The sequence below is a fragment of the Pseudomonas glycinae genome, assembly GCF_001594225.2.
In the GTDB taxonomy this organism is placed as follows: domain Bacteria; phylum Pseudomonadota; class Gammaproteobacteria; order Pseudomonadales; family Pseudomonadaceae; genus Aquipseudomonas; species Aquipseudomonas glycinae.
Genome location: NZ_CP014205.2, coordinates 4923822 through 4940229, shown reverse-complemented (window position 1 = coordinate 4940229; position 16408 = coordinate 4923822). Strand labels below are relative to the sequence as shown.

14 protein-coding genes are annotated in these 16408 nt (G+C 61.1%); 7 read left to right on the top strand and 7 right to left on the bottom strand.

All coding sequences use genetic code 11. The annotated features are described in order from the left end of the window. The first annotated feature begins 183 nt into the window (after positions 1–183). Together AWU82_RS22580 and AWU82_RS22575 are read left to right on the top strand one after the other, a co-directional pair. Positions 184–1839: an MFS transporter gene (locus AWU82_RS22580; protein ID WP_064380534.1), complete on the top strand. Its 1656-nt coding sequence runs from the start codon at positions 184–186 to the stop codon at positions 1837–1839. Next, positions 1836–2978 (top strand): HlyD family secretion protein, encoded by a 1143-nt coding sequence (locus AWU82_RS22575; protein WP_064380532.1) that lies wholly within the window; start codon positions 1836–1838, stop codon positions 2976–2978. The genes AWU82_RS22580 and AWU82_RS22575 overlap by 4 nt, the downstream gene beginning before the upstream one ends. A 120-nt stretch (positions 2979–3098) precedes the next feature. Here the strand turns inward: AWU82_RS22575 and copD are convergent, their stop codons facing one another. From copD to AWU82_RS22560, 3 genes are read right to left on the bottom strand one after another with little or no spacing between them, the layout of a single operon-like run. Next, complete coding sequence (gene copD / locus AWU82_RS22570; RefSeq protein WP_064380529.1) at positions 3099–3956, bottom strand: copper homeostasis membrane protein CopD; 858 nt, start codon at positions 3954–3956, stop codon at positions 3099–3101. A 3-nt stretch (positions 3957–3959) separates the two neighbouring features. Continuing rightward, complete coding sequence (gene copC, locus AWU82_RS22565; protein ID WP_064380527.1) at positions 3960–4322, bottom strand: copper homeostasis periplasmic binding protein CopC; 363 nt, start codon at positions 4320–4322, stop codon at positions 3960–3962. A 47-nt stretch (positions 4323–4369) separates the two neighbouring features. After that, entirely contained in the window at positions 4370–4804 is a 435-nt protein-coding gene (locus tag AWU82_RS22560; protein WP_064380525.1) for a GNAT family N-acetyltransferase, read from the bottom strand. Between the two features lie 146 nt (positions 4805–4950). On the opposite strand from AWU82_RS22560, the gene AWU82_RS22555 reads away from it, so the two are divergent. Further along, on the top strand, positions 4951–5571 hold the full coding sequence (locus AWU82_RS22555) for a TetR/AcrR family transcriptional regulator (RefSeq protein WP_007952885.1): 621 nt from the start codon (positions 4951–4953) through the stop codon (positions 5569–5571). A 143-nt stretch (positions 5572–5714) separates the two neighbouring features. Here the strand turns inward: AWU82_RS22555 and preA are convergent, their stop codons facing one another. From preA to hydA, 3 genes are all read right to left on the bottom strand, one after another. Next, positions 5715–6989, bottom strand: coding sequence for an NAD-dependent dihydropyrimidine dehydrogenase subunit PreA (gene preA, locus AWU82_RS22550; protein WP_064380523.1), 1275 nt, complete (start codon positions 6987–6989; stop codon positions 5715–5717). Next, entirely contained in the window at positions 6990–8357 is a 1368-nt protein-coding gene (locus AWU82_RS22545) for an NAD(P)-dependent oxidoreductase (RefSeq protein WP_064380521.1), read from the bottom strand. 185 nt (positions 8358–8542) lie between these two features. Beyond that, a complete protein-coding gene (gene hydA / locus AWU82_RS22540) occupies positions 8543–9982 on the bottom strand; it encodes a dihydropyrimidinase (protein ID WP_064380519.1) in 1440 nt (479 codons plus the stop codon). A gap of 620 nt (positions 9983–10602) precedes the next feature. Here hydA and AWU82_RS22535 point away from each other — a divergent pair. Both AWU82_RS22535 and AWU82_RS22530 read left to right on the top strand, forming a co-directional pair. Further along, positions 10603–12087: an NCS1 family nucleobase:cation symporter-1 gene (locus tag AWU82_RS22535; RefSeq protein ID WP_064380517.1), complete on the top strand. Its 1485-nt coding sequence runs from the start codon at positions 10603–10605 to the stop codon at positions 12085–12087. Between the two features lie 158 nt (positions 12088–12245). Beyond that, positions 12246–13529 carry a Zn-dependent hydrolase gene (locus AWU82_RS22530; RefSeq protein ID WP_064380515.1) on the top strand — a complete coding sequence of 428 codons (1284 nt, stop codon included), beginning with the start codon at positions 12246–12248 and terminating at the stop codon, positions 13527–13529. A 179-nt stretch (positions 13530–13708) separates the two neighbouring features. Here AWU82_RS22530 and AWU82_RS22525 read toward each other — a convergent pair whose 3' ends face one another. Continuing rightward, positions 13709–13894, bottom strand: a complete 186-nt coding sequence (locus AWU82_RS22525; RefSeq protein WP_084776932.1) for a hypothetical protein — start codon at positions 13892–13894, stop codon at positions 13709–13711. A 201-nt stretch (positions 13895–14095) separates the two neighbouring features. Here AWU82_RS22525 and AWU82_RS22520 point away from each other — a divergent pair, with 201 nt between their 5' ends. Together AWU82_RS22520 and AWU82_RS22515 are read left to right on the top strand one after the other, a co-directional pair. Beyond that, a complete protein-coding gene (locus AWU82_RS22520) occupies positions 14096–15586 on the top strand; it encodes a helix-turn-helix transcriptional regulator (RefSeq protein WP_011334793.1) in 1491 nt (496 codons plus the stop codon). Positions 15587–15776: 190 nt separating this feature from the next. Beyond that, a complete protein-coding gene (locus tag AWU82_RS22515) occupies positions 15777–16019 on the top strand; it encodes a DUF1652 domain-containing protein (protein ID WP_084776931.1) in 243 nt (80 codons plus the stop codon). Positions 16020–16408: the final 389 nt, after the last annotated feature.

Here is a 16408-nt window from a genome sequence, read left to right as displayed (position 1 = left end):
GAAGTGCTGCAAGGTTGGCATCCGCTACGCTTGGGAAAAATCAGCTGCGGGCGAGATGTCTTTTAAACAGAATTTACGAATCCACCCAAAATCCCTTTGTGGGAGCGAGCTTGCTCTCACACTGGATAGGTGTTCGACCAGGAATTGCGGCACACTTAAGCGACTACAAGACAAGGCCTTTCAATGGATCAATACGCCCCGCGCAACTGGCAGCCGCACGAGAAGCCCAGTCTGCCCGGTTCCCCCTCGACGCCGCTGCATTCCAACCCCAAGCGCCTGGCTTATGCGCTGGTGGGCGTGCTTGTCGCGGTGACCGGTGGTCTGGGCAATGCGCTGGTGGTCGCCAACCTGCCTTACCTGCAAGGCGCGCTCGGGGCGACCACAGCGGAGATGGCCTGGCTGCCGGCGGCGTATGTGATGACCAACGTGTCGATGAACCTGCTGCTTGTGAAATTTCGCCAGCAGTTCGGCCTGCGGGCGTTCACCGAAGTGTTTCTGGTGCTGTATGCGCTGGTGACCTTCGGTCATCTGTTCGTCAATGACCTGAATTCGGCGGTCGCCGTGCGTGCGGCCCATGGCATGGTCGGTGCGGCGCTCAGTTCGCTGGGCCTGTATTACATGGTGCAGGCGTTCCCGGCCAAATGGCGGATGAAGGCGCTGGTGCTGGGCCTCGGCACCTCACAGCTGGCCTTACCACTGGCGCGACTGTTTTCCGAAGACCTGCTGCAGATCGCCGAATGGCGCGGCCTGTACCTGTTTGAATTGGGCATGGCGTTGCTGTCGCTGGGCTGCGTCTTGTTGCTCAAACTGCCGCCGGGTGACCGCTTCAAGACCTTCGAACCCCTCGACTTCCTGACCTTTGCGATCCTTGCCAGTGGCGTGGCCCTGTTGTGCGCCGTGTTGTCTCTCGGGCGGATCGACTGGTGGCTGGAGGCCGACTGGATCGGTATCGCCCTGGCCGCGTCGATTGCCCTGATTCTCGCGGGGCTGGCTATCGAACATAACCGCAGCAATCCGATGCTGATGACCCGCTGGCTCGGCAGCGGGGTGATGATCCGCCTGGCGCTGGCGGTGATCCTGATTCGCATGGTCACCTCGGAGCAATCCACCGGCGCCGTGGGCTTCATGCAGAACCTAAACATGAGCAGCCAGCAGCTTCATAGCCTGTATGTGGTGATGCTGATCGGCAGCGTCGCCGGGCTGCTGACCAGTGCGCTGACCATCGACCCGAAACACCTGCTGATGCCGCTGATCATTTCGCTGGCGTTGATGGCCACCGGCTCGATCATGGACAGCTCATCGAACAACCTGACCCGCCCCGGCAACCTGTATTTCAGCCAGTTTCTGCTGGCGTTCGGCAGTACCTTTTTCCTCGGGCCGACCATGGTGCTGGGCACGCGCAACGTGCTGACCAACCCGCGCAACCTTGTGAGTTTTTCGGTGTTGTTCGGGATCTGCAACAACCTCGGCGGCCTGATCGGCGCGGCGTTGCTAGGGACGTTCCAGATCGTGCGCGAAAAGTTTCATTCCAGCCACATCGTCGAGCAACTGGTGATGTCTGATCCGCGTGTCGCCGCCCGGGTGCAGAGCGGCGGGTCGGCGGTCGGCTCCGTGATTGCCGACCCGAGTCTGCGCAATCTGCAAGGCATTCGCAGCCTGGCCAACGCCGCCACCCGCGAAGCCAATGTGCTGGCCTACAACGATGTGTTCATGCTGATCGCGGTGATCGCGATCCTGACCATGATCTGGATTTCCATCCGTGCGCTGTGGCTGATCAGCACCACCCGAGCCGTCGCCCCGACATCTTCCGTACCTTCCAGCGGTGCCACCTCTTCATGACCGAACCGACCACCACAACCACCAATGCCATCGCCGCCACCCCTGAAGGCGTGGCGCCGCCGTCATCACCGAACACCGAGCCGCGCTCGTTGCGGGTGCGGATCATCTCGTCGCTGGGCTTTGCCGCGATTGCCATCGTCGGTGTGCTGATCGTGTTGTATGCCTGGCAACTACCTCCGTTCAGCAGCGCGGTCGAGACCACTGAAAATGCCTTGGTGCGCGGGCAGGTGACGATCATCGGTCCGCAGCTCAGCGGTTATGTGTTTGAAGTGCCGGTGCAGGATTTCCAGTTTGTGAAGGAAGGGGATTTGCTGGTGCGTCTTGATGACCGCATCTATCAGCAACGCCTCGACCAATCGCTGGCGCAACTGGCGGTGCAGAAGGCTTCGCTGGCCAACGTCGTGCAGCAGCGCAACAGCGCCGAAGCGACGATCAAATTACGTCAGGCGGTGGTGGCCGACAGTGAAGCGCAGTTACGTAAAAGCGAGGCGGATCTGCGTCGCAACAAGGCGCTGGTCAATGACGGTTCGGTGTCCAAGCGTGAGATGGACGTGGCGCTGGCTGCCAATGCGCAAAGCATTGCGGCGGTGGCGCAGGCCAAGGCCAATCTGGAAATCGCCCGGCAGGATCTGCAAACGGTGATCGTCAATCGCGGCTCGCTGGAAGCCGCGGTGGCAAGTGCCGAGGCGGCAGTGCAGCTGGCGCGGATCGACTTGTCCAACACCCGGATCATCGCCCCGCGTGACGGTCAGCTCGGGCAGATCGGCGTGCGCCTCGGCGCCTACGTCAACTCCGGGGCGCAGTTGATGGCGCTGGTACCGAACCAGAAATGGGTAATCGCCAACCTCAAGGAAACCCAGATGGACAACGTGCGCGTCGGGCAACCGGCGAGCTTCACCGTCGATGCCTTGAACCACCGCAAATTCACCGGCCACGTGCAGCACATCTCGCCGGGCACCGGTTCTGAATTCGCGTTGTTGCAGGCCGACAACGCCACCGGCAACTTTGTGAAAATCGCCCAGCGGGTGCCGGTGCGCATCACCATCGATCCGGATCAGCAGGAGAGCGAGCGCTTGCGGCCGGGGATGTCGGTGGTGGTCAGCATTGATACGGCCGCCGGTGATACACAACCTCACTGATCAACACATCAATTTGTGGGAGCCGGCTTGCCCGCGATGGGGTCGGCACTACACGATCTCTGTTTCTGATATTTCGCGATCGCGGGCAAGCCCGCTCCCACAGGGATGTGTGGTGAGCCTTCAGGCAGCGATCATCGGCGGCAGGGTGCCGAGCACCGAAACCGCCGCCACGGCGCCGATCCCCAGCAGCCATTCGAGCATGACGCTGCGCTTGAGGGTGTCCATACGCTGTTCGCAATCGTTGATCCGCAGGCGATTGAACAGCGCCAGTGCAAGCATGCCGGACACCAGCAGCGCCTTGATCAACAGGATCAGGGCGAATCCCGAGAACAGCGGTGTCGGCCACCACTGGCCGGTGAGCACGCGCACGTTGATCAACCCGGTGATCAGCAGGCCGGCGACCAGCCCGTAACCGAGCCCACTGAATCGCCGCAGGATTTCGCGAATGTTTTTGTCAGGTTGGCGCAGGATCATCACCAGCATCAGCAGCCCGCCAAGCCAGGCACCGACGCAGGTCAGGTGTATCAATTGATTGAGGATCAGCATCTGTCCGCTGAAACCATCGAGCATCGCGCCGTGTCCGACCGGTGCCAGCGTCATCAGCAGCAGCGCGCTCAGGCCCAACCGCAATGGCCGGTTCGAACGCCACGGCGTAAACAGCAACGCGAGCAACAGCGCATTGATCAACAGATGCCAGCGCCAGACCTGACCGAAAAACGTATGACCGAGAACCAGCTCGACGGTGGCCGGATCAAACGCCGCAGCCGCCGAACCGGCCATGCTGGCGGTAATCAACAACGCCCAACAGACGCCGCTGGCCAGAGCAATTGCCGCCAGCCAGCGGGACAGTTGCGCCAGCCGCCGATCCAGCGCCGGCGCTTCACCCTTGAGCAGCAGCGGCCGGAACAGCCAGGCCCCGAACAGCATCAACACCACGATGAAATGCAGGAACCGGCACAGCACCAGCGCTTCGCTCATGAGTTACTGGCCAACCTTGAACTGATAGGCGCCTTCGCTCTTGTGCGTGTCGACCGACACCGCATGCCATTCCACCTTGTATTCGCCAGCGGTCAGCGGTGCTTCGGGGGTGACGATCAGGGTTTTCTTGTCACCTTCGGTGGTCAGCGGTTTGACCGCCACCGGCTTGCCGTCGTGGGTCACGGTGACTTTGGTGAAGCTGGCTTCGACGCCTTCGGAAAACACCAGGCGCAGATCCGCCGGTGCGGCGACGGTGCTGTCGGCGGCCGGGGTCTGACTTTTCAGATGGGCGTGGGCGAAGGCCTGGGAAGTGACGATCAGCGAGGCCAGCAGCGCGCCAGCGGTGAACAGTTTTTTCATCGACATGGAACGATTCCTTTCAGTGAAATGGCGGGCTGAGTATAGGACGTGGATTACAGGGCTTTCAGGCGCATGTGAATGACCGGAAACGGCCGGCCTTCGCCGTCGAGTGCCGAGCGGCCGATGTCTTCGAAGCCGTAGTGCCGGTAGAAACCATGGGCCTGCGGGTTCTGTTCATTGACGTCGACCTTCAGCAACGGGCGGCGGACATGGTCGAGCAAACGTCGGCCGATGCCCTGGCCACGAAACGCCGGGTCGATGAACAGCATCTGCACGGTGTCGTCGTCGGTGGCGATGAAGCCTGCCGGAGAGTGATCGGGGTTCTCGAAAACCTGCACATTCAGGGCAGGCAGGTAGGTGTCACGCACCAGCGGGAACAGCCGGTGAATGTCGTCTTCCGGGAGGAAATCGTGGGTGGCGCGGACCGAGCGCTCCCACAGTGCGGCGAGCTGCGGATCATCCGCAGCGACGCGCTTTCGAATGGTCATGGACAGATCCTTCAGTGTCTGACGGGGAGAAGGAGGGCGATCCTAAACCAGAAAAAAGCCCAAGTGTGTGAAGAATCGTTCTCGGCTGTCGCCCCGTGCCCAGAGCGGATGCTAGTCTTCAACAACGTTGTTTTCAGGGAGCCCTCATGGGCAATCACAAGATCGAAATCCGCCGCACCAACGTCGACAAGATCCTGCTGGCGGCGGAAAAAGTCTTCGCCGAAAAAGGTTTCGGCGGCACCGCCATGGCGGACATTGCTGCTGAAGTGCAGCTGCCGCGATCCAACCTGCATTACTACTTTTCGACCAAGAGCGAGCTGTACAGCGCGGTGCTGTTCGACCTGCTGGAAGTGTGGAAGCAGGACGCGCTGTGCTTCGAGATGTTCGATGATCCTCGTGTGGTGCTCAGCAGCTACATCCGCGCCAAGATGAACCACTCGCGCAGTCGGCCTTACGGGTCGAAAGTCTGGGCCAACGAAATCATCCACGGCGCCCCGACCCTCGGCGAGGCGCTGGATGTGAGCCTGTACGACTGGGCGAAGATGAAGGAGGCGAAGATCCGGCAGTGGGTCGAGGACAAGCGGATTCTGCCGGTGGAGCCGTCGAGCCTGCTGTACATGATCTGGGCCTCGACACAGCACTATGCCGACTTCGATCATCAGGTGAATATTTTGAATGAGCATCAGCCGCTGTCGGACATGCAGTTCGAGCGGGCGGTGCAGACGGTGACCAGCGTGATTTTGCGGGGGATCGGATTAGAACCTTGAGCCTCGTAACTGATCGTTCCCACGCTCCGCGTGGGAATGCCTCCGGTGACGCTCTGCGTCATGCTCTGAAGCGGACGCAGAGCGTCCATGGCTGCATTCCCACGCGGAGCGTGGGAACGATCTTTCAGCGTGGGAACGATCATTCAAGGGCTGACGTGATACGGATTCCTCGGATCATGATTCCAGTCCAGAAACGGCTTGCCCGTCTCCATCGGCACCATCTCGATGCAATCCGCCACCGGACAAGTGATCTGACACAGATTGCACCCCACACACTCATCATCGATCACTTCATATTTATGCGTGCCATCGGCCTGTTTCAGGCTGCTGATCGCCTGGTGTGAAGTGTCTTCGCAGGCAATGTGGCAACGCCCGCAACCGATGCACGCCGCCTGGTCGATCTTCGCGATCACCTGATAGTTGATGTCCAAATACTTCCAGTCCGTGGTGTTGCCCACCGCGCGCCCGGAAAACTCGGCAATGCTGGCGTAACCCTGACTGTCCATCCACCGCGACAGGCCATCCTTCATCTCATCGACAATCCGGAAGCCGTGCAGCATCGCCGCCGTGCACACCTGCACCGCGCCGCTGCCCAGTGCGATGAACTCCGCCGCGTCACGCCAGCTGCCAATGCCGCCAATGCCGCAGATCGGCAGGCCCTGGGTCTGTGGATCACGGGCGATTTCCGCGACCATGTTCAGCGCGATCGGCTTCACTGCCGAGCCGCAATAACCGCCGTGGGTGCTTTTGCTGCCGACGGTGGGCAGGGCGACCATGTGTTCGAGGTCGACGCTGGTGATCGAGTTGATGGTGTTGATCAGCGACACCGCATCGGCGCCGCCCCGGTGTGCAGCGCGGGCGGCGACGCGGATGTCGGTGATGTTCGGCGTCAGTTTGACGATCACCGGCAGCGAGCAATAGGTCTTGCACCAGCGCGTCACCTGCTCGACGTACTCCGGCACCTGACCGACCGCCGCGCCCATGCCGCGCTCGGGCATGCCGTGGGGGCAGCCGAAGTTCAGCTCGATCCCATCGGCGCCAGTGGCCTCCACCAGCGGCAGGATGTGTTTCCACGACTCCTCGACACACGGCACCATCAGCGACACGATCAGCGCGCGATCCGGCCAGTCCTTTTTCACCTGGGTGATTTCCCGCAGGTTGATTTCCAGCGAGCGGTCGGTGATCAGTTCGATGTTGTTGATGCCCAGCACTTCGCGGTTGTTGCCGTAATGCGCCGAGTAGCGCGACGACACGTTGACCGCCGCCGGGTCTTCACCCAAGGTTTTCCAGACCACGCCACCCCAGCCGGCCTCGAAGGCGCGCACCACGTTGTAGGCTTTGTCGGTCGGTGGCGCGGAGGCCAGCCAGAACGGATTGGGGGCTTTGATACCGGCGAAGACTATCGAGAGATCGGCCATTTACGCAGCCTCCACATTGAGCATCAGTTGAGCGTTGATCGCCTCGGCGGCGCGCTTGCCGTGTTGCACCGCTTGCACGGTCAGGTCCTGATCGAGGCTGGTGCAGTCGCCGCCTGCGTACACGCCGGGGATACTGGTGCGCAGGTTTTCATCGACCTGGATGCGTTCGCCCTGACGCTTGAGTTCGCGGGCCAGCGGGTCGGCGAGGGCGCTGCCGTCGAAGGCCTGACCGATGGCTTTGAAGATCGCATCGGCGGCCAGTTCGAAAGTCTCGCCAGTGGTTTGCAGGCGACCGTCCACCAGATGGGTGCGGGCGAAACGCATGCCGCGCACCTTGCCTTGAACGTCGAGCAGCACTTCGTCCGGTTGCGCCCAGGTCAGCAGCCGCACCTGATTGGCCTTGGCGATGTCCTGTTCGTGGCCGGTGGCGCCCATGTCCGCTGCGCCACGGCGATAGACCAGATTGACGTCGCGGGCGCCGAGGCGGGCCATTTGCACGGCCATGTCGATGGCGGTATTGCCGGCACCGAGGACGATGCAATGTTCGGCCAACGGCAGTTGCGACAGGTCATCGGCCTGGCGCAGTTCGCGGATGTAGTCGGTGGCGGCGAGCAGGCCGGGGGCGTCTTCGTGGGCCAGGCCGAGTTGCTTGCTGGCGTTCAGGCCGAGGCCGAGGAACACCGCGTCGAACTGTTGATGCAGTTCGCTGAGGGTCAGATTTTCACCGAGTTTCTGGCCGTGACGGATTTCGATGCCGCCGATCTGCAGGAGGAAATCCAGTTCCTTCTGCGCGTAATCGTCGACCAGTTTGTACTTGGCGATCCCGTATTCGTTGAGCCCGCCAGCCTTCTCCCGCGCTTCGAAAATCACCACGTCATGACCGTGCATGGCGCTGCGATGCGCGCAGGACAAACCCGCCGGGCCGGCACCGACCACCGCGATGCGTTTGCCGGTGGCGGCGGCGCGCTGGAACGGATGCTCGGTAAAGTTCGCGTTGTCCACTGCGTAGCGCTGCAGCAGGCCGATCAGTACCGGTGCGCATTCGTGGGCGTTGTTGCGCACGCAGGCTTGCTGGCAGAGGATCTCGGTCGGACAGACGCGGGCGCAACTGCCGCCGAGGATGTTCGCCGAGAGGATTTTCTGCGCCGCCCCGGGCACGTTGTCCTGATGGATATTGCGGATGAACGACGGAATGTCGATCTCGCTCGGGCATGCATTCACGCACGGCGCGTCGTAGCAATACAGGCAGCGCGAGGCTTCCAGATGCGCCTGACGGTCGTTGAGCGGTGGCGCCAGATCGGTGAAATGGCCGGCGAGGGCGGCCGCACTTTCGTGCGGGTGCGGGAGATGGTTCAGGGTCTCGATCACGGTTTTTTGCCTCACGGTTAATTGAGGTTTCTGCCTCTGTCGGGCAGTGGTTTTTTGTGGTGTGTTTGATCGTTCCCACGCTCCGCGTGGGAATGCAGCCCGTGACGCTCCGCGTCACTGGACGCAGAGCGTCCCTTGAGGCATTCCCACGCAGAGCGTGGGAACGATCATCGGCAATCAGGGAATCAGCGCTTGACGGCCACAGGCCTGTGCAACTCAGCCCGCTTGCTTAGCAAATCAAACACCGCCGGATACGCCGGCCGTTCGATATACCGGCCCGCCCCACGCTCGGCGCGCAGGTCACCGTCGGCCCAGACCACCCGGCCCTGGCTGACGGTATGGCTTGGCACACCGGTCACGGTCTTGCCTTCGAAGATGTTGAAGTCCACCTGCTGATGGTGGGTCTTGGCGGAGATGGTGCGGGTGCCTTGCGGGTCCCACAGCACCAGGTCGGCATCGGCGCCGACGCGGATCGCGCCTTTGCGCGGGTGGAGGTTGAAGATCTTCGCAGTGTTGGTGGAGGTGAGGGCGACGAAGTCCTGCATCGACAACCGTCCCGAGTTCACCCCTTCATCCCACAACACCGCCATGCGGTCTTCGATGCCGGCAGTGCCGTTGGGGATCTTGCTGAAGTCGTCGCGGCCGGCGGCTTTCTGCTCGGCGCAGAAGCAGCAATGGTCGGTGGCGGTGGTGTGCAGATTGCCGCTCTGCAAACCATGCCACAGCGCATCCTGATGCCCGCGCGGACGGAACGGCGGGCTCATCACATAACCGGCGGCGGTCTGCCAGTCCGGATGCTGATAGACACTGTCGTCCAGCAGCAGATGCCCGGCCAGCACTTCGCCGTAAACCGGTTGGCCCTTGCTGCGGGCGTAGGTGATTTCGTCGAGGGCCTCTTTGGTCGAAACATGCACCAGGTACAGCGGTGTGCCGATGGTTTCCGCGATACGGATCGCCCGGCTCGCGGCTTCGCCTTCGACCTGCGAGGGCCGCGACAGCGGATGCGCTTCCGGCCCGGTGATGCCCTGGGCCATCAACTTGCGTTGCAGGTGATAGACCAGCTCGCCGTTTTCCGCGTGCACGGTCGGCACCGCGCCGAGTTCCAGGCAGCGCTCGAAGCTCGCCACCAGCGTGTCATCGGCGGCCATGATCGCGTTCTTGTAAGCCATGAAATGCTTGAAGCTGTTGATCCCGTGATGGCTGACCAGCTCGGCCATTTCCTCCCGCACCTGCTCACTCCACCAGGTAATCGCGACGTGGAAGCCGTAGTCGGAGGCGGACTTTTCCGCCCAGCCGCGCCACTGGTGAAAGGCTTCGAGCAGCGACTGCTGCGGATTGGGAATCACGAAATCGATGATCGAGGTGGTGCCGCCGGCCAGCCCTGCAGCGGTGCCGCTGTAGAAGTCTTCGCTGGCCACGGTGCCCATGAACGGGAGTTGCATGTGGGTGTGCGGATCGATGCCGCCGGGCATCAGGTATTGGCCGCTGCCGTCGAGCACTTCGGCGCCGGCGGGAATATCCAGGTTTTCACCAATGGCTTTGATCACGCCGTCAGCGCAATAGACATCGGCGCGGTAACTTTCATCATGGGTAACAACGGTGGCGCCACGGATCAACAGAGACATTCCGAGTTCCTCGCAGGCATGACCGACTTGTGCCGGTTCTAGTGTTTTATTGTCTGCAGCGCCGAATGCGTAATCTTGTCAGCGCTGTCAGGAATAGACGCTAGTCGCAGTTATGCAATTGATCAAGATTATTTTTTATAAGCTTATGACTGTTTTAAGTAATTGAAAAATAACGATAAAAATACAAAATCACCAAAATGGTGAGGTGCTTCACCATTTTGACGCACTTGACAGGATGGAAATATGAGCAAGATTTCCTATGTGAAATCAGCCGCTTGAAGTTGAGCGGGGAGTGAGGCGTCCTGAAGAAAAATAATGCAGTGCACCAGATTGAGTCCTGACAGTTCGGACAACTTGCCTGGCATTTGGCCTGAGTGTTCAGTCAAGTTTTCGCGGCCTGACCAGGTGAATAATTAAAACTGATAAACATCAGTCAGTTACAACAAGATCAAAGCACGGCCCTGGCGCCAGGCGGTTCCCCCGGCACGTTTATTGATGTCGCCGCTGACACCATGGCCGGTGCATGAAAGTTGTCAGTTCCTCCGGCCATCGTCCGGTTCGCACTTGCGTGTGCAGCCGCCTGATGAGCAAAAAATAATCAGAAGAACAGTGGAGCGGCCATGCAACAGAACAGATCGCAAGTGACCGAGCGCGACGGCTTGTTCGAACTCGAAGCCGGCAGCGACGTCCTCGACAGTCCCCGTTACAACCACGACATGGCACCGACCAAGGTGCGCGAACGAACCTGGAACAAGTGGCACATCACCGCACTGTGGGTCGGCATGTCGATCTGCGTGCCGACCTACACCCTCGGCGGCGTGCTCACCGCGTATTTCGGTTTGACCGTCGGTGAGGCGCTGCTGGCGATTCTGTTTGCCAACGTCATCGTCCTGATTCCCCTCACACTCAACGCGTTTCCCGGCACCAAATACGGCATTCCGTTTCCGGTGCTGCTGCGCTCGTCGTTTGGCATTCTCGGCTCCAATGTGCCGTGCCTGATCCGCGCGTTGGTGGCGTGCGGCTGGTTCGGCATCCAGACCATGTTTGGCGGGCTGGCGATTCACCTGTTTCTCGGCTCGGTGTTCGACGGCTGGAAATCCCTCGGCGGGACGGGGGAGGTGATCGGTTTCATGATCTTCTGGGCGCTGAACCTGTGGGTGGTGATCCGTGGCGCCGAGTCGATCAAATGGCTGGAAACCCTTTCCGCGCCGCTGCTGGTGGCGGTCGGCATCGGGCTGCTGGTATGGGCCATGCCGAATGTGTCGATGACCGAGTTGCTGGCGATTCCGCCGAAGCGTCCCGAAGGTGCGAGCGTGGTCAGTTACTTCGCCGCCGGGCTGACGGCGATGGTCGGTTTCTGGGCCACGTTGTCGCTGAACATTCCTGACTTCAGCCGGTATGCCCGCAGCCAGAAGGATCAGATCCTCGGGCAGATTTTCGGTCTGCCGCTGACCATGTTCCTGTTCGCCGCACTGGGCGTGGTGATGACCGCCGCCTCGGTGAAACTGGTGGGCGTCAGCGTCTCCGATCCGGTGACGTTGATCGGCCATATCCAGAGCCCGGTGTGGGTTGCGGTGGCCATGGCGCTGATCATCATCGCCACGCTGTCGACCAACACTGCCGCGAACATTGTCTCGCCAACCAACGACTTCCAGAACATCGCGCCCAAAGTCATCAACCGCACCAAAGCGGTGATTCTCACCGGGTTCGTCGGGCTGGCGCTGATGGGCCATGAGCTGCTGAAAAAGCTTGGGCTGATCGTCTCCGATGTCAGCCTGGAAACCGTGTATTCGAACTGGCTGCTGGGCTATTCCAGTCTGCTCGGGCCGATTGCCGGGATCATGGTGGTGGACTATTTCCTGATCAAGAAACAGCAACTGGACCTGGCCGGCCTGTACCGCGACGACGTGTACCCGGCGTGGAACTGGTCCGGGTTCATCGCTTTCGGCGTGCCGGTGGTGCTGACCCTGCTGTCGCTGGGCAGCAGCGCATTCAGCTGGTTCTACAGCTACGGCTGGTTCACCGGCTCGGCGCTGGGCGGGTTGATCTATTACGGGTTGTGCGCGATGCGTGCGCAGCCCTCTGCCGTGAAAACACCGGCGTAGCGACAGGCCTCATCGCTGGCAAGCCAGCTCCCACAGGGATCGAGTCGTACACAAATTGTGTGTTCACTCAAAATCCTGTGGGAGCTGGCTTGCCAGCGATAGCGGTCTACCAGACACCACAGCGACATCCATAAGAACAGCAGCCTGAGGAGATCCCCATGAACGCAGCCGTAGACGTTCTGCAATCGACCCATCAGCACATCAACCGCGACCGCTTGTGGGCGTCGCTCATGGAACTGGCGAAGCTGGGCGCCACGGTCAAGGGCGGGGTCTGTCGCCTGGCCCTGACCGACCTCGACCGCCAGGCCCGCGACCTGTTCGTGCAGTGGTGCAAGGACGCCGGTTGCAGCGTCATGGTCGATGAAGTCGGCAACATCTTCGCCCGCCGCCCCGGCCGCAATCCGAACCTGCCGCCGGTGATGACCGGCAGCCACATCGACACCCAACCCACCGGCGGCAAGTTCGACGGTTGCTTCGGCGTGCTGGCCGGGGTCGAAGTGTTGCGCACCCTCAACGACCTCGGCGTGGAAACCGAGGCACCGCTGGAAGTGGTGGTCTGGACCAACGAAGAAGGCTCGCGCTTCGCCCCATGCATGATGGGCTCCGGCGTGTTCGCCGAAAAATTCACCCTCGAAGAAACCCTGGCCAAGGTCGATGCCGACGGCGTAACCGTCGGCGAAGCACTGAACGCCATCGGCTACGCCGGGCCGCGCAAGGTCAGCGGGCACAAGGTCGGCGCCTATTTCGAAGCGCACATCGAACAAGGACCGATCCTTGAGGACGAACAGAAAACCATCGGCGTAGTGCTCGGCGCTCTGGGGCAGAAGTGGTTCGACCTGAAACTGCGCGGTGTCGAAGCCCACGCCGGCCCGACCCCGATGCACCTGCGCAAGGACGCCCTGGTCGGCGCCTCGGTGATTGTCGGTGCAGTCAATCGTGCAGCGCTCGGTCATCAACCCCACGCCTGCGGCACGGTCGGTTGCCTGCAAGCCTATCCCGGTTCGCGCAACGTCATTCCCGGCGAAGTGCGCATGACCCTCGACTTCCGCCACCTGGAACCGGCACGCCTCGACTCGATGATCGCCGAGGTCAAGCAAGTCATCGAAGCGACCTGCGAGGAACACGGCCTGACCTATGAACTGACCCCGACCGCCGACTTCCCGCCGCTGTATTTCGAAAAGGGCTGCGTCGAAGCCGTGCGCGGCGCCGCCAAAGGCCTGGGCCTGTCGCACATGGACATCGTCAGCGGCGCCGGCCACGACGCGATTTTCCTCGCCGAACTCGGCCCGGCCGGGATGATCTTCGTGCCGTGCGAAGGCGGCATCAGCCACAACGAAATCGAAAACGCCGCGCCGGACGATCTGGCGGCGGGCTGTGCGGTGTTGTTGCGGGCGATGCTGGCGGCTTCGGCAGCGGTGGCCGGGGGGCAACGCGCTGCCTGACGTTCATTAATCGTTCATGAAAATGTGCGACGTTGCCGCCCCTGAAAAGGAAGTCAGGACGCGCAATGTCGCTTATCAAAGTCATCACCTCAGGCTCGGCGTATCTGGACATTGATGCCTACGCCAGGCCCGCACCACGCGCAAAGCTTACGGTGGACTGCCCCGAGCAGTATTTCCTTTCACTGCGCTTTTCGTCGCTCAACGCCATTCGGGTTGCCAACGTCCAGCAATCGTCTTTCCACCATTACATTCTCTAGCGCCTGACGCTCGACTGGCGCCATCTGGTGTTCGCGCTTTTTCAGTTCCAGCAGGATGGGGCTGGACCAGCTGCGATAGGTCTGTTCGATGAGGCGGCGGGATGTCATCAGTCTCTCCTTGATCAAGAGCCCGGTGTGGCTGGCAGGGGCTCAATCCGATGAGGTACTAACGTTAGTCGAGAAACCGTGGGCGCGCGAATACCCGCACACTTGTGCGGATCACAGAGAGGGCGGCATGTCCGAGATTGTCGGCACGATCACAACCGCCTGCGGTCGTAAACTTCACATGCGCGAACTTGTGGAGAACCAATGAGCCGGGACGTCCTGACCACCGAAACCAATCGCCGTCAGTTGCAGCAGATCATTGCCGGCCTGTCCGACGGGGTGATTCTGCTGGAGCTCGACCAGACGATTCTCTGGGCCAACGAAGCCGCGCTGGCGATGCATGGTGTCAGCCGGATCGGCGAGCTGGGCAACAACGCCGGGGAATACGTCGAGCGCTTCAACCTGCGGTATCGCAACAACCACACGTTGACGCCGGAGCAATACCCGATCAGCCGCGTGGCGACCGGGGAAACGTTCAGTGATGTGCTGGTAGAGGTTTCCCCGCGCAGCGATGAAGAACGCACCTGGGTGCACAGTGTGCGCAGCATGGTGCTGACCGATCGGGACGGCGACATCGAATCGTTGGTGCTGATCATGAGCGACGTCACCGATTGGGCCAACGCCGAGCAGCGCTTCGAAAAAACCTTCAACGCCAACCCGGCGCCGGCGGTGATCTGCCGCCTCAGCGATCTGCGTTACATCAAGGTCAATCCGGGTTTTCTGGAAATGACCGGCTACACCCGCGATCAGGTGATCGGCGCCTCGACCTATGAGCTGGATATTCTCGAACAGGCCGAGCGCAAGGACCTGGCGATCCAGCGCTTGCGCGATGTCGCGACGATCCCGCAGATGCAGGCCGAGCTGCGATTGCCGGACGGTGGCAGTAAACAGGTGATCGTCGCGGGGCAGCCATTGGTGCTCAATGACGAGGATTGCATGCTGTTCTCGTTCGTCGACATGGAGCTCAGGCATAAGGCCGAAGTCGCCCTGCGCCAGAGTGAAGAGCGGTTCGCCAAGGCCTTTCGCCTGACGCCGGTACCGATCCTGATTTGCAGCGCCGATGAGCAGCGGCTGATCGACGTCAATCAGGCCTTTCTCGATACCTTGGCTTACGAGAGCGACGACGTGCTCGGCAAGACCGTCGCGCAACTGGACTTCATCGATGAACCGGCGGAACGCGCCCGGTTACTGGCGGCACTGGAGAAAACCGGCCGCGTTGACCGCGTCGATATGCGGATCCGCAGGAAAGACGCCGAGCTGCTGGAGTGCGCGATGTCCGCCGACACCGTCAACATCCAGGACGCGGTGTGCTATCTGCTGGTGCTGATGGACATCACCGAGCGCAAGCGCACCGAGCTTGAGCTGGTGGCGGCGATTGAAGAGGTGATGAAGGATGCATCCTGGTTCAGTCGGACGTTGATCGAAAAGCTGGCCAATGTGAAGAAGGTCAACTCGCCGCAGCTGCCGAGCGTGTCGTTCACCGATCTGACGGCCCGGGAGCGTGATGTGCTGGCGCTGATCTGTGAGGGGCTGGCGGACAAGGAGATTGCTGCGCGGCTGAAGCTGGCGCCGAACACGGTGCGCAATCATGTGGCGACGGTGTATTCGAAGCTGGATGTGCACAGTCGAAGCGAGGCGATTGTCTGGGCTCGCGAGCGCGGGTTGTTTTCGGGGGGCGGTCGGGGGCAGCGGTAAGGTGCAAATGCACTAGTTCATGGGGTGCAAATTCGGGTGTCTGGCGGGGCGGGCTGTTCTTAGTCTGGTGAGGTGCGATGCGGGTTTTGTTCGTGATCGTGTCCCCTCCGTCGTTGTTAATGGATTTGACCATGAATGTGTTGTTTGTCATTAAACCTGGCGTGTTGCGTCGATTGTCGGAGCTGGCGCTATGATTTATCTGGCGCAGTTGCGGGCTCGGCTTGAGCGCAGTTTTTCGCCGTTGGCTTGTGAGTGTGTGGTGGATGGGGATCATTCCCTTACTGTGAAGCTTTATGAGCCGGTTTCGGGGCGGGTGGATCTGGTGATCAGTGGGTTGAGTCTTGGTGCCTTGCGTACTCCGGAAGCGGTGGATGCTTTGATTGGTGAGTTGCGGTATGAGCTTGAGAGTAATTCTTTGCGTTCGCCCAGTTGAGCTTGGCGGCCTTTGGGCCGACCAGGTTCTTGTTCGGTTTAGGTGAATATCCGGTTCTTCGGGTGCAGCCGCTGGCGGTTTCGCCCTTACGGCGAGTCACCTTTTCCAAACGCCGAAAAGGTAACCCAAAAGGCTTTACCCTGACGTACGGCCCTCGCTGTGGCTCGGGTTCCTTCGCTCCGGGATTGATCCGGGGGCATCGCCTACGGTTTGCTTCGCTGCACCTCCTCTCGATGTGTTTGGCTTCGCCAAACGGTCGCTGCGCTCCCACCCCCGGATCAATCCCTCCACTCAGCCTGCCGACGGGCTCTGCGATCAAAAGCGGTACTTGAGCTAACGCTCATCGTTTTGAGTGGTGAGGAGCGCGAAGCCGACTTGTGTGGTCTTCA